At 57.6% G+C, this 14451-nt stretch carries 9 protein-coding genes and 1 pseudogene; 3 read left to right on the top strand and 7 right to left on the bottom strand.

Annotation, left to right across the window (positions count from 1 at the left end; all coding sequences use genetic code 11):
- Positions 1 to 11: 11 nt before the first annotated feature.
- From V6P94_RS11505 to V6P94_RS11480, 6 genes and pseudogenes are all read right to left on the bottom strand, one after another.
- A pseudogene (locus tag V6P94_RS11505) lies at positions 12 to 2472 on the bottom strand (EAL domain-containing protein).
- Positions 2473 to 2633: 161 nt separating this feature from the next.
- Positions 2634 to 4415 (bottom strand): ABC transporter ATP-binding protein, encoded by a 1782-nt coding sequence (locus V6P94_RS11500; RefSeq protein WP_338649436.1) that lies wholly within the window; start codon positions 4413 to 4415, stop codon positions 2634 to 2636.
- A 34-nt stretch (positions 4416 to 4449) separates the two neighbouring features.
- Entirely contained in the window at positions 4450 to 5085 is a 636-nt protein-coding gene (locus V6P94_RS11495; protein ID WP_133077094.1) for a DsbA family protein, read from the bottom strand.
- 1 nt (position 5086) lies between these two features.
- On the bottom strand, positions 5087 to 6025 hold the full coding sequence (locus V6P94_RS11490; RefSeq protein WP_133077093.1) for a rhodanese-related sulfurtransferase: 939 nt from the start codon (positions 6023 to 6025) through the stop codon (positions 5087 to 5089).
- Positions 6026 to 6138: 113 nt separating this feature from the next.
- A complete protein-coding gene (locus tag V6P94_RS11485; protein ID WP_019826801.1) occupies positions 6139 to 6435 on the bottom strand; it encodes a BolA family transcriptional regulator in 297 nt (98 codons plus the stop codon).
- Between the two features lie 11 nt (positions 6436 to 6446).
- Positions 6447 to 6962, bottom strand: coding sequence for a DUF2059 domain-containing protein (locus V6P94_RS11480; protein ID WP_095036428.1), 516 nt, complete (start codon positions 6960 to 6962; stop codon positions 6447 to 6449).
- 192 nt (positions 6963 to 7154) lie between these two features.
- Here V6P94_RS11480 and V6P94_RS11475 point away from each other — a divergent pair, with 192 nt between their 5' ends.
- Positions 7155 to 8546 carry a class II fumarate hydratase gene (locus tag V6P94_RS11475; RefSeq protein ID WP_133077092.1) on the top strand — a complete coding sequence of 464 codons (1392 nt, stop codon included), beginning with the start codon at positions 7155 to 7157 and terminating at the stop codon, positions 8544 to 8546.
- A 97-nt stretch (positions 8547 to 8643) separates the two neighbouring features.
- Here V6P94_RS11475 and pap read toward each other — a convergent pair whose 3' ends face one another.
- Positions 8644 to 10149 carry a polyphosphate:AMP phosphotransferase gene (pap, locus tag V6P94_RS11470; protein ID WP_133077091.1) on the bottom strand — a complete coding sequence of 502 codons (1506 nt, stop codon included), beginning with the start codon at positions 10147 to 10149 and terminating at the stop codon, positions 8644 to 8646.
- 139 nt (positions 10150 to 10288) lie between these two features.
- On the opposite strand from pap, the gene mnmC reads away from it, so the two are divergent.
- Positions 10289 to 12268 carry a bifunctional tRNA (5-methylaminomethyl-2-thiouridine)(34)-methyltransferase MnmD/FAD-dependent 5-carboxymethylaminomethyl-2-thiouridine(34) oxidoreductase MnmC gene (gene mnmC, locus V6P94_RS11465; RefSeq protein ID WP_338649347.1) on the top strand — a complete coding sequence of 660 codons (1980 nt, stop codon included), beginning with the start codon at positions 10289 to 10291 and terminating at the stop codon, positions 12266 to 12268.
- 409 nt (positions 12269 to 12677) lie between these two features.
- Entirely contained in the window at positions 12678 to 14450 is a 1773-nt protein-coding gene (locus tag V6P94_RS11460) for an N-acetylglutaminylglutamine amidotransferase (RefSeq protein WP_338649346.1), read from the top strand.
- Position 14451 lies beyond the last annotated feature (1 nt).

Here is a 14451-nt window from a genome sequence, read left to right as displayed (position 1 = left end):
TGTACAACACCTCAACGTAAAGTTCCCGGCAACTTCAATGTCAAAGATCTGGATCGCACAGGGCGCTTTAATAAACTGTCAAAGGTAAACAACTGCGGACGCTGAACTATATAGCCCTGCGCATAATCAACTCCGATTTCAATCAACGCCTGCTCGATTTGCGTGCTTTCAACAAACTCTGCAATGGTGCGTTTACCCATGACATGGCCAATATGATTAATAACTTCAACCATGGCCCGGTTGATTGGATCATCCAGCATGTCCTTGACGAAACTGCCATCAATTTTCAAAAAGTCGACGGGCAAATGTTTCAAGTATGCAAATGACGACATACCGGCACAAAAGTCGTCCAACGAAAAATGACAACCCAACGCCTTGAGATCATTAATAAATCGGATGGCACTGCCCAAGTTTGCAATGGCGCTGGTTTCGGTTATTTCAAAGCAGATCAGTTTGGGCGACACGCCATAAAAATCAAATTGCTCATGCAGGAACTCCAGGAAATCGTCATCCCCAATGGTCGAACCTGACAAGTTGATGGCACACATTGCCATCGGCTGTCCGTCTGCCTGGGCTGAACATTCGGAAATGACCCTGAATACATTTTCGACTACCCAGCGGTCGATCAGGCTCATCAACCCATAACGTTCGGCGGCGGGAATAAAACTGTCAGGAAAAATCATCCGCCCGCTTTCATCCTGCAACCGCAGCAGAATCTCGATGTGCCCGCCGCCTTCCTGCACCTCCCCCAAGGGCGTGATTTCTTGTGCATAGAGGCTGAAATGGTTTTCTTCCAGCGCCACATGCAAACGCTGCACCCATGCCATTTCACCAAAACGCAACGAAAGCTCGGTGTCATCCACGTGATAGACCTGCACCCGGTTGCGGCCCTTCTCCTTGGCCATATAACAGGCCATGTCCGCAGCGCGCATCAACCCTTCCAGGGTCGCGGGGGGTTGATGGATGTGTACCAGGCCAATGCTGATGGTGCTCATGAACGGTCGCCCCTTCCAGGCAAAATGCAGGTTTTGCACCGACTGGCGCAAACCTCCCGCTATTTTTTCTGCCATATCGACCGGGCAGTTTTCCAGCAGGATGCCGAACTCATCCCCTCCCAATCTCGCCAGGGTGTCGCCTTCGCGCAACCCGGCTCGCAGCAACACACATATATGTCGTAACAGCTCATCACCTGCCGCGTGGCCGCAGGTGTCATTGACCAGCTTGAACTGGTCAAGATCGAGAAACATCAGTGCATGCCGGCCTTGTTGTCGGCCCAGATTCTTCAGCACCAACTCCAGACGGTATTCAAACTCACGGCGGTTGGCCAAACCGGTTAGCCCGTCGTGGGTGGCTTGCCAGGACAGGTTGGCGATGTATTGACGCTCCTGGGTCATGTCATGCAGCACCAGCACCGCACCGCTCACCTCCCCCCCCGTGGAGGATAGGTGCACCCACCAGCGTAACCGCGACGGTACTGCCATCCATTCGCTGAATCTGCCTGGAATGCTCGCGGCTGTTACCCAGCTGGCCGCTGAGAATACGATCAATCAGCTTGAAGCCGTCGTCCTGATCATTGTCGTCGAGCAACTTGAACAGCGCCGCGAGGGTGACGCCTTGTGCCTGCTCGGACTTCCATTGGGTCAGTTGCTCGGCCGCCGGATTCAGGTAGGCAATGGCACCATTCACGTCGGTCGTTATGACGCCGTCGCCAATGGACTGAAGCGTGATTTGTGCCCGTTCTTTTTCCAGCTGCAGCGCTTCTGCAAATGCCCGACTCTGAGCAAGTACTTTATGAGTCCGCTTGAGCACCAGAAGGATCAGCCCCAGGGCTGTGGCTAAATTGATGGCGACCAGCAACTGCCAGATAAAACGCGACCCCTCACCCAGGGCATCGCTGAAAGCCTTGGCCGCCGGTGCAATACCTTCATTGATGGCAAAGATATTGTCTTCCCAGCGCTTGACGTCCACTTCACTGACCGGGCCGCCAAGCAATGCCTGATGCATGTCTTGAGCCAGCTCATCGAGTTGAATGAGGTAAGCATCTCCCAGGGTCCACTTCTCAATGGCCGTTTTCATATAACTGACGTTACGGAAGTAGCGGTAGAACCAAATGATGCTGGAAGCATCTTGCTCACTGTTACCGCCTTGCAAAATACCTTCTCGGGCAGAGGCTACATCAGGGGGAGATTGATCCATCGCAAGCCGCAGTTTGTGGCCGCCCTGGGGGACACTTATAGCCTGCTGATATTTGCTGAAGTAAAGCGGATTTTGAGTATCGGAATACAAGTGGAGGAAGTAGATGGCATCTTTCTGGCCCTTGGACCACAAACTTTCGCCCCCTACATAACTGCGCACTGCAGAGAGCATATACAGACTCACACACCCCAATAGCGCCTGGAAAAGCACGACGGCAATAAAGGGCCAAACAATGCCCAGCAAGCGTGGTGTCCCATGGGGGCGTTTTGATTTCATGAGTTTCCTTGCTTCATGGCGTCGGATGAAAACCAGAGAGAAAATCTCACTACAAATCAGCCTAGGCCAATTTTCAAAAACCTGAGCAGTGCGTGTTGCCCGAAACCGACAAAAAACCCGAACCTGGGCAGCCCCCTGCCCTTTAAAGACAACCGCTTGTATCAAGTTTGTTGAAGATGCCCGTAGAGCTTGGCGTAAAGCCCTCCCTCTGCAATCAATTGCTGGTGACCGCCTTCTTCAGCAATGCACCCACCATCAAACACCAGCACTCTGTCTGCCTGTTTCACCGCAGACAAACGATGAGCGATGATTAAAGTGGTACGCCCGCTCAAGAATTTTCCCAAAGCGTGATGCAAGTTGTATTCGGTGGCCGCATCCAGGGCGCTGGTCGCCTCATCCAGGATCACGACCTTGGGTTCGGCCAGCACCATCCGTGCAATGGCCAGACGCTGGCGCTGACCACCCGACAATCGCACGCCTGAACGCCCGACAATACTGTCCAACCCTTGGGGGAGCGTGCGAATGGTGCCGTCGAGCTGGGCGATTTCCAGGGCATGCCAGCACGCCTCATCCGTTCGCTCACGGCCCATTGTGAGATTGGCGCGCACGGTATCGTTGAACAACGAGGGATGTTGCAGCACCACCGCGACATGCTCGCGAATGGTCTGCAGACCGATTTCTGGCTGGCTCGCACCTGCAAAGTAGATGCTCCCCGACTGCGGCGTATACAGCCCGAGCAACAGTTGCACCAACGTGCTTTTTCCCCCGCCACTGGTGCCCACGATGGCCACCTTTTCGCCCGGAGCAATGGTCAGGTTCAGATGATCCAGCACTTTTTCATCGCCATAGCTGAAGCTCAGGTCGCGCACCTCGATACCCACAGTCTGGCGGCCCAGAAACGGATTAACACCTGCTGGGTATTGCGGCTCGTCGCTGCGTGCCAGTAACTGGTTGATTCGCGTCACGGCACCGTCGGCGGCGTAGAACGCATATTGCAAGTTAAGCAACTGCTCGACGGGCCCGATCATGAACCACAGGTAGCTGAACACGGCGAGCATCTGGCCAATGGACAAATCCGAAAACAGTACCGTGAGCATCGCAGCGGCGCGAAAAATATCGATGCCAAACTGGAACAACAACCCGCTGGCACGATTTGAAGCATCGCTCTTCCATTGCGAAGCCACGGCAAAGTCCCGGACTTCCCGCGCACGCATCCCCAGACGACCGAGGAAAAAGCCCTGACGGTTACCCGCACGGACCTCTTGAATCGCGTCCAGTGTCTCGGTCAATGCTTGAGTGAAACGCGCCGTACTGTCGTTTTCGAGTTTTTTCAGGTGCTTGACCCGCTTGCCCAGTTGCATCGTGGCGTAGATCACCAGCGGGTTGAACAGCAAGATCAGCAGAGCCAGTTGCCAGTGCATCCATAGCAAAATCGCCGAAGTTCCCACCAGCGTGAGTATGGCCACCAAAAACCGGCTCAAGGTTTCGCCGACAAACTTGTCGAGAGTTTCGAGATCGGTGACCAGATGGGCGGTCACCGTGCCACTGCCCAGGTTTTCATACTCAGCCAGGGATATTCGCTTCAAGCGCTCAATCAGGCGCAAGCGAATGCGAAACACGATGTCCTTGGCCAGGCGCGAAAACAGACGGGCCTGCAGGACGTTAAACAGCAATGCCCCACAGCGCAGCATCAAAGTAATGGCCAGCATGAGGCCAATGTAGCCCGCTGCACTTTGCCAGGCTGTCGGTAGCCAGTGGTTCATGACTTTCAGCGCTGCATCACCGTTGCCCAGCAACACTTCGTCCACCAGCAAGGGCAGTAACAACGGGATGGGGACGCTGCACAGCGTAGCCAGCACGGCCACGCCGTTGGCAATCCACAGTGCTTTTTTATGGCGCAAGGCCAGGCGACGAATTTCAGCCCAGGTCAGGTGATCCGTCACAGGGGACGAGGGCGAGGACTGCACCGCAGAAGGGTCAAACACGCGTAGCGCGTTCAAGCCAACGGGCAAGCAGGTCAGACAATGGCTCAAGTGGCTGATAGCCATTGGTCAGCAAGGCCAGTTGACCGTTACGCTCGGCGAGCAACGTCGGAAAACCGGCAATTCCCAGGTCTTGTACCCAGGTAAAATCGGCACCCGTGGCCGTATGTTGTTCGGCCGAGTCAAAGGCGGCAGCAAACTCGATACGCGGCACCCCTGCCGTTTCAGCGAGCTCAACCAGCACACTGGCCTGGGTGACATCGCGCCCTTGCACATAAAAGGCCTGCTGAATCAGCTTGACCAGCCGCCAGGCGCAATCGGGCGCAAGACTGCGTGCCGCTACCACAGCCCGGCAGGCAGGTTCGGTGTCATACACAAAACCGTCCGGCAAGGCACCGTCGAAATTGAAGGTTTGCCCGGTAGCCTCTGTGACCGCCTGCCAATGCTCAAGGATGTAGCGTCGCGTGGCGGGCTCAAGCGCCGAGCCACTGCCAGTGCGCAATCCACCCACCACCAGGTGCAACTCGACGCCTGCGGCCTGCGCCTGCTCAACCAGCGCTTCGGCGATGGGCGAAAAGCCCCAGCACCAGGAGCACATAGGGTCCATCACATAGAGCAGGCGCGCTGTCATCTCAGGCCTCGGCAGCTTTACGGTAGTTGTGGCCAATCGGGTGCGGCTGGTTACGTTCCTTGGCCAGGTCGATCTGCTTTTGCCGATCAATTGCGCTGCGACGGGTTTTCTCGCTCAGCGTGTCCCAGCAATGGGGGCAACTGATGCCGGGCTGATAGTGCTCGGATTCACGATCCGCGATGCTGATCGGCGTGCGGCAGGCATGGCACTGGTCGTACTCGCCGGCACTCAGGTCATGGCGCACGGTGACGCGGTTATCGAATACGAAGCAGTCGCCCTGCCACTTGGTTTCTTCCTGCGGCACTTCTTCGAGGTACTTCAGGATTCCGCCTTTAAGGTGGTAAACCTCGTCAAAACCCTGGCTGAGCATGTAGCTCGACGCTTTTTCACAACGAATGCCGCCGGTGCAGAACATCGCGACTTTTTTGTGCTTGGCCGGGTCGAAATTGGCTTTGATGTAGTCAGGAAATTCGCGAAAGCTGGTGGTCTTCGGGTCAATGGCACCTTCAAACGTACCGATCGAGACTTCGTAGTCGTTACGGGTGTCAATCAGCAACACCTCTGGATCGCTGATCAGCGCATTCCAGTTCTCGGGGTCGACATAGGTTCCGACTTTCTTGTTCGGGTCTACGCCTTCAACGCCAAGGGTAACGATCTCTTTCTTGAGCTTGACCTTGGTCCGATAGAACGGCTGGTCATCGCAGTAGGATTCTTTGTGGTCGATATCGACCATGCGCGGATCGTTCTTGAGCCAGGCCATCAGGCCGTCAATGCCTTCACGAGTTCCGGAAACCGTGCCGTTGATGCCCTCTTCGGCAATCAGCAGGGTGCCCTTGATGCCGTTGGCGACCATGGCATTGAGCAGCGGTTCACGCAGTTCAACGTAATCTTCAAGGGTGACGAATTTGTACAGTGCAGCTACAACAATTGGCGCGGTCATCGTGTTTCTCTCCAGGTGGCTACCCTCGCAAAGGGTGAACCGGATGCAAAAAAAACGCGCCGGCTAAGCGGCGCGCTGCGGATTCTAGCAAAAAGCAGGTGTATTACACCAACTCAGTGCCCACCGCCAGCACAGGTCGGCGATGCCGGGGCCGTGCCGATTTTTGCCCATTCCTCAGGCGTGTACGTGTGCAGGGCCAGCGCATGGAACTCGCCCATCAGGTCACCCAGGGTGGCATAGACCTTCTGGTGACGCTTGACGCTGTTGAGCCCGGCGAACTGCTCGCTGACCACCACCGCCTTGAAGTGGGTCTGCAACCCGCGACTGTGCATGTGGCTTTCATCCAGCACACTCAGGTGCTCAGGTTGCAACGCGCTGAGCGTCGATTCGATACGTTGCTGCATGTCCATTCAGGCTCCGCTTACTTCTTCTTGGCCGGGGCCGCTGCTGGCTCCAGCTCGGCGGTCATGTCGGCCAACAGCTTGTTGACGACCGGCACTGCGCTTTCCAGTTTGGCCTGGGTCATTTGTGCCGATTGCTGGGTCAGCTGCGGCATTTTTTCCAGGACTTTCTTGCCCAGTGGAGACTGGTAGAACGCTACCAGGTCCTTGAGCTCGGATTCGGTGAAGTTGGTGGTGTACAGCTTGACCATGTCCGGCTTGAGTTTATTCCAGCCGATGGCCTGGTCCAGAGCGGTGTTGGCTTTGGCCTGGTAGGTTTCCAGCAGGGCTTTCTTGGAGGCTGGCGCTTTGGTTTGCTCGAAACGCTGAGCGAACATTTGCTGCACTTGCATATACACCGGGGTACCCAGCTTATCGGCATGTGCCAGTTTCAGGAACGTTTCAGCACTGGCAGCGTGGCTAGCTGCATCGGCGAAAACCTGGCCGCTGGCGCAAACCAGAGCAACCGCTGTACAGATGGCGCGAAGACGGGTCATCGAGTTTCCTTTTCTAGCAAGCGAGGTTGAACCCCAAGGGCGGTCATTCTGCGCCTAATAAAGTGTGTCACTCAACCCCGAGTCTGATAGACGTTCTCATCATCTGACCAAAAGCATTAAAAACATCAGATTGAACCCCCGGTGCAAACCAGCGCCTAAGCTGTCTGGTCAGACCTATAGGAGAAAGAGCCGATGAGCCGTATCGAAACCGACAGCCTGGGTGAAGTAAGTGTGGCCGATGAGGCTTATTGGGGCGCTCAGACTCAACGATCGCTGATCAATTTCGCCATCGGCAACGAAAAGATGCCCCTGGCCGTGTTGCACGCCCTGGTGCTGATCAAGAAAGCCGCTGCCCGGGTCAATAACCGCAACGGCGACCTGCCCGCCGACATCGCCCGCCTGATCGAACAGGCCGCCGATGAAGTACTCGACGGTGAGCACGACGACCAGTTCCCGCTGGTCGTCTGGCAAACCGGCAGCGGCACGCAAAGCAACATGAACGCCAACGAAGTGATCGCCGGCCGCGCCAACGAGCTGGCCGGCAAAGGCCGGGGCGGCAAATCCCCGGTCCACCCCAATGACCACGTCAACCGTTCACAAAGCTCCAATGACTGCTTCCCGACCGCCATGCATATCGCCACCGCCAAAGCGGTACACGAGCATTTGCTGCCCGCGATCAGCGAGCTGTCAGGCGGACTGGCCGAGTTGTCGGCGCGGCACATGAAACTGGTTAAAACCGGCCGCACCCACATGATGGACGCCACACCCATTACCTTTGGCCAGGAGCTTTCAGCCTATATCGCCCAACTCGATTACGCCGAGCAAGCCATACGCTCAGCCATTCTGGCGGTGTATGAACTGGCGCAAGGGGGGACGGCGGTAGGGACCGGACTCAACGCGCCACACGGCTTTGCCGAAGCGATTGCCGCTGAGATCGCCGCATTGTCCGGATTGCCATTTATCACGGCGCCAAACAAGTTTGCTGCACTGGCGGGGCACGAACCCCTGACCACCCTCTCCGGCGCACTCAAAACCCTGGCCGTTACCCTGATGAAACTGGCCAATGACTTCCGCCTGCTGGGTTCTGGCCCGCGTGCCGGGTTGGCCGAGATCAAGCTGCCAGCCAATGAGCCGGGCAGCTCGATCATGCCGGGCAAGGTCAACCCGACCCAGTGCGAAGCCCTGTCGATGCTGGCCTGCCAGGTGATGGGCAATGACGTGACCATCGGCTTTGCTGCAAGCCAGGGGCACCTGCAGCTGAACGTCTACAAACCGGTGATCATTCACAACCTGCTGCAGTCGATTCAGTTGCTGGGGGACGGTTGCGTCAACTTCCAAAAACACTGCGTCACCGGCCTTGAAGCCGACGCCGAAAAAATGGCCGAGCATCTGGAGCGCGGCTTGATGCTGGTGACAGCGCTCAACCCGCACATTGGCTACGACAAGTCGGCCGAGATTGCCAAAAAAGCCTACGCCGAAGGACTGACCCTGCGCGAAGCGGCATTGGCGCTGGGCTATCTGACCGATGCCGAGTTCGATCAGTGGGTACGCCCGGAAAACATGCTGGGTGCTGGCAAGCACTGAAACGTCACCCTGTAGCCGCTGCCGAAGGCTGGGAGGGACTTGCAGTGGCATCAAGAAAACGGGGGGCTTCGCCCCCCTTCGCAGCCTTCGGCAGCGACTACTTTTTGCGCTTCTTGTCGCTCTTCTCGAATGCGGCTTCCAGCGCCTCGTTGATCGTGCGCAACACTTTGACCCGCGCCCAGCGCTTGTCATTGGCTTCAACCAGTGTCCAGGAGGAAATCTCGGTGCTGGTGCGGTCAACCATGTCGCACACTGCCTTGCGATACACATCCCACTTCTCGCGGTTGCGCCAGTCTTCCTCGGTGATTTTGAAGCGCTTGAACGGGATTTCTTCACGCTCATGAAAACGCTCAAGCTGGACATCTTTATCAATCGCCAGCCAGAACTTGACGACAATCACGCCCGCAGCACGCAACTGCTCCTCGAAGTCATTGATCTCACCATAGGCGCGCATCCAGTCAGCCGGGGTGCAAAAGCCTTCGACCCGCTCCACCAGTACCCGCCCATACCATGAGCGATCAAAGATGGTGAACTTGCCGCGCCCCGGAATCTGTCGCCAGAAGCGCCACAAGTAGGGCTGTGCGCGCTCATCTTCAGAAGGCGCAGCAATCGGCACGATATTGTACTGACGCGGGTCAAGCGCCGCCGCCACGCGCTTGATCGATCCGCCCTTGCCTGCCGCATCGTTGCCTTCAAACACCGATACCAGCGCATGACGACGCATCCGCTTGTCGCGCATCAATCCCGACAGGCGCGCCTGCTCGGTGATCAGCTGTTCCTGATAATCGTCTTTTTCCAGATGCTGGGTCATATCCAGGCAGTCGAGCAGGCTCAAACCGTCCTGGGTTTCAGTCAACGGCGCGACATGGGTGGCGCGCACTTTTGTTTTGGGTTCATTCAGCGCGGCTTGCAGACCCTCAAGCAGAATCTTGCCCACTGTCAGGCTGCGGTAATACGGATCGACACCCTCAACGATGTTCCAGGGCGCGTAGTCACGGCTGGTTCGACGAATCACACGCTCGCCAAACCGTACGAAGCGATCGTAGGTTTCTGACTGTTGCCAATCCAGTGGACTGATACGCCAGCTATGCAACGGGTCATCCTTGAGTGCCTTGAGACGGGCTTTCATCTGTTTCTTGGACAAATGGAACCAGAACTTGAAAATCACCGCCCCTTCGTTACACAGCATTTTTTCCAGACGTTCCGCGCCATTGATGGCCTGATCGAGCACGGCATCCTTGAAACGACCATGAACCCGGCCCTGCAGCATCTGGCTGTACCAGTTACCGAAGAACACCCCCATGCGACCTTTGGCCGGTAACTGGCGCCAGTAGCGCCAGGCGGGCGGGTGCGCCAACTCTTCATCGGTTTGCTGATCAAAGGTTCGCACTTCAATCAGCCGCGGATCCATCCACTCACTCAACAGCTTGACCGTCTCGCCTTTGCCGGCGCCTTCAATACCATTGATCAACACGATGACAGCCGAGCGCTTCTGCTGGTGGAGATCGTATTGAGCTTCAAGCAACGCTTCGCGTAAGGCGGGAACTTCCCTGTCGTAGGTTTCTTTATCGATGGCATGACCGATTTCAGCGGATTCGAACATAGAAAGCTCCCTGGCAAGATTTCACAAGCCTAGCGGATTGCGTCTAAACGTGTAGGAACAACACTCACAAAACTGTCATGGATCAGTCGCACCGCTGCTGATCCGCTAGAATGGCCGTCTTACCGCTGCCGAGCCGCACATGACTACTGAAATGCCCAATGCCCAGATTGACTGGGATGACCAAGGTCGCCCCCATTCGCGGGTGTTTGATGACGTGTACTTTTCGGACAAGTCCGGCCTGGAAGAAACCCGTTATGTCTTTATCGAGCAGAACGCACTCGCAGAGCGTTTCGCGGCTTTGCCCGCCAATGCCCAGCTGGTGATTGGCGAGACCGGTTTCGGCACCGGCCTGAATTTTCTGTGCGCCTGGCAGTTGTTTGAACAAACGGCACGGCCCGACGCCCGCCTGCACTTCATCAGTGTCGAGAAGTACCCGCTCACCCGCCAGGACCTGCAGCGGGCCCTCGCCCTGTGGCCCGAACTGACGCCATTCAGCGATCAGTTGCTGGCGGCCTACTTTGCGATTCACCCGGGATTCCAGACCCTGAGCCTGGACAATGGCCGGGTAACCCTCACGTTATTGATCGGTGACGTGCTGGAACAACTGCCGCAACTGGACGCGCAAGTCGACGCCTGGTTTCTCGATGGCTTCGCTCCGGCAAAAAACCCCGAGATGTGGACACCCGAACTGTTCGCGCAACTGGCGCGCCTGGCAGCTCCCGAGTCCACCATCAGTACCTTCACCAGCACCGGCTGGGTGCGCCGGGCGCTGAACGAAGCGGGTTTCAAGATGCGCCGCACGCCTGGGATCGGTCATAAATGGGAAATCCTGCGCGGCACTTTTGTCGGGTTGCCTGACAGCGTGACCGCGACACCCGGCGTCAAACCCTGGTTTGCCCGCCCGCCTCAGGTACAAGGCCCACGCAAAGCGTTGGTCATTGGTGGCGGCCTGTCGGGTTGCGCCAGTGCCAACAGCCTGGCCCGCCGCGGTTGGCAGGTGGTTCTGCTGGAGCGCCATGAGCGGCTGGCCAAGGAAGCATCGGGTAATCCACAGGGCGTGCTGTACCTCAAGCTGTCGGCGCACGGTACAACCCTGTCGCAGTTGATTGTCAGCGGATTCGGCTACACCCGTCGCCTGCTGGAACACCTGCAACGCGGGCGTGACTGGGATGATTGCGGCGTTCTGCAATTGGGCTTCAATGCCAAGGAAGCCCAACGCCAGGCCCAACTGGCCGCGGCATTTCCACCTGAGCTGGTGCATCTGGTGGATCAGCCCCAGGCACAAGCGCTGGCCGGAATAGAACTGGCTCACGGCGGGCTGTTCTATCCCGAGGGAGGCTGGGTTCACCCGCCCGCACTTTGCCATTACCAGACCTTGCACCCCAATGTTCAGGTCTTGACGCACCATGAGGTGTTGCAACTGCACAAGGTCGATGACCAGTGGCAAGCCTGTCAGGACGACACACTACTGGCTCAAGCACCGGTGGTAATTCTTGCCGGTGCTGCAGAGGTCAAGCGTTTCCCGGCCAGCAGCGACTTGCCGCTCAAGCGCATTCGGGGACAAATCACTCAGCTGGTTGAAACCCAGAACAGCGCCGTGCTTAAAACGGTGGTCTGTGCCGAAGGATATGTGGCCCCCGGCCGCCTGGGTGAGCACACGCTGGGTGCCAGTTTCGACTTTCATAACGAAGACCTGACCACCACCCCCGAGGGGCATCAGGGCAACCTCGACCTGCTACAGGAAATATCCCCGGACCTTGCCCATCGACTCGGTGACGAGCAACTCGATCCCCATACCCTGCAGGGTTGGGCTGCCTTTCGTTGCACCAGCCCGGACTATTTGCCGATTGTTGGCCCACTGACGGACCCGGAGCAGTTTGCAAGTGCCTATGCCGTTTTGCGCAAGGATGCCCGCCAGGTGCCAGACACGCCCTGCCCCTGGCTCGCAGGCTTGTATATCAACAGCGGCCACGGTTCCCGAGGGCTGATTACCGCGCCGCTGTCCGGTGAACTACTGGCGGCCTGGATCAACAATGAGCCTCTGCCCCTGCCACGGGTTGTGGCCGAAGCCTGCCTGCCAAACCGTTTCGGTCTGCGAGCGCTGATCAAAGGGTTATAGCCTTAGTGCTGGCCGGTTAACGGCAGATTTCTGCCCCCTTGCGTTAACCGGCAGCCCATTGATGGATGGCATTGCTCAACAGCAATCGTTGAGGATGCCTTGTCGCCTATCCAGAGGTGCATAAAGCCCTGGTCAACCCCCTTGAAATACCCTGCCTTGCGCCCCGTGCAAACGTCTGCTTGATCAACCTCCTGTAAGTTTTATTGAACGATCCGGGCCTCAGTTACTCGATAAAACACGGTCGTTTACCGCGCCGCGGGTGTCTTTTGCCCTGCGCCGCACGGGCTGGCGATGGCGCCTGACGCTTCATCGCCCCTTTAAAACCGGGCCCAAGCGCTACATGGCGTCTCGCAAAGACGCTGACTCAACCTGTAGCACCACATGCCGAAATACCAAGGATTTAAACACCATGTGCGGATTAGCTGGAGAGTTACGTTTTGATCAACACCCTGCCGACCTGGCAGCCATCGAACGCATTACCCACCACCTGGCCCCCCGTGGACCTGATGCCTGGGGTTTCCACAGCCAGGGGCCGATAGCCCTCGGCCACCGCCGTCTGAAAATCATGGATTTGTCGGACGGCTCCGCTCAACCGATGGTTGACAGCCAACTGGGCCTGTCACTGGCGTTCAACGGCGCAATCTATAACTTCCCCGAATTGAGAGCCGAGCTTGAACACCTCGGTTATGCCTTTTACTCCGACGGCGACACTGAAGTGCTGCTCAAGGGCTATCACGCCTGGGGTGAAGCGCTGCTGCCCAAACTCAATGGCATGTTTGCGTTTGCCATTTGGGAGCGCGACACCCAGCGCCTGTTTATCGCCCGCGACCGTTTGGGGGTTAAGCCTCTTTACCTGTCACGTACCGGGGAACGTTTGCGCTTTGCCTCCACCCTGCCCGCGCTGCTCAAGGGCGGCGATATCAATCCGATGCTCGACCCCGTTGCACTCAACCACTATTTGAATTTCCATGCCGTGGTACCCGCGCCCCGCACGCTGATTGCCGGGATTGAAAAATTGCCCCCCGCCACCTGGCTGCGTATCGATGCCAACGGTCATACCGAGCAGAAAACCTGGTGGACCCTGCCCTATGGCCCCCATGCCGATGAACTCGACTTGACCCTCGAAGACTGGCGCGACCGCGTTCTGGACAGTACCCGCGAAGCTGTGGCTATTCGCCAACGTGCGGCAGTGGATGTCGGCGTGCTGCTCTCGGGCGGGGTCGACTCCAGCTTGCTGGTGGGTTTGTTGCGCGAAGTGGGCGTACAGGACTTGTCGACCTTTTCCATCGGCTTTGAGGACTCGGGCGGCGAGCGCGGCGATGAGTTCCAGTATTCGGACTTGATCGCCCGGCATTACGGCACCCGCCATCACCAACTGCGCATTGGTGAGCACGAAATCATTGAGCAACTGCCTGCGGCCTTTCGCGCCATGAGCGAACCGATGGTCAGCCACGACTGCATCGCGTTTTATCTGCTGTCGCGTGAGGTGGCCAAGCACTGCAAGGTGGTGCAGAGCGGCCAGGGCGCCGACGAACTGTTTGCCGGGTATCACTGGTATCCGCCCGTCGATGCCGCCGACGACCCTTATGCCGCTTACCGCGAAGCGTTTTTTGATCGCAGTTACGACGAGTACAAGGCCACGGTGCAGCTGCAATGGCTGACGGCCAATGATGCGGCCGGGGATTTTGTACGCGAGCACTTTGCCCAGCCAGGCGCCAGCGCGGGGGTGGACAAAGCCCTGCGACTGGACAGCACGGTGATGCTGGTGGATGACCCGGTCAAACGGGTCGACAACATGACCATGGCCTGGGGCCTTGAGGCCCGTACACCGTTTCTGGATTACCGTCTGGCCGAACTCTCGGCACGTATTCCGGCGCGGTTCAAATTGCCGGACGGCGGCAAGCAGGTACTCAAGGAAGCGGCGCGGCTGGTGATCCCAAGCGAAGTGATCGACCGCAAGAAAGGTTACTTCCCGGTGCCTGGTCTCAAGCACTTGCAGGGCGACACGCTGAACTGGGTCCGTGACCTGCTGCTGGACCCGAGCCAGGATCGAGGGCTGTTTCAGCCAGCGATGCTTGATCAACTGCTGACCCACCCACAAAGCCAGCTGACGCCTCTTAACGGTTCAAAGCTATGGCAACTGGCAGCCTTGAACCTGTGGCTGAGCGAACAAGGAATCTGAT

It is taken from the genome of Pseudomonas sp. ML2-2023-3 (assembly GCF_037055275.1).
Classification (GTDB): Bacteria; Pseudomonadota; Gammaproteobacteria; order Pseudomonadales; family Pseudomonadaceae; genus Aquipseudomonas.
Note: the sequence above shows the minus strand (reverse complement) of the source record. Positions and strands in the feature narration are given on the sequence as shown.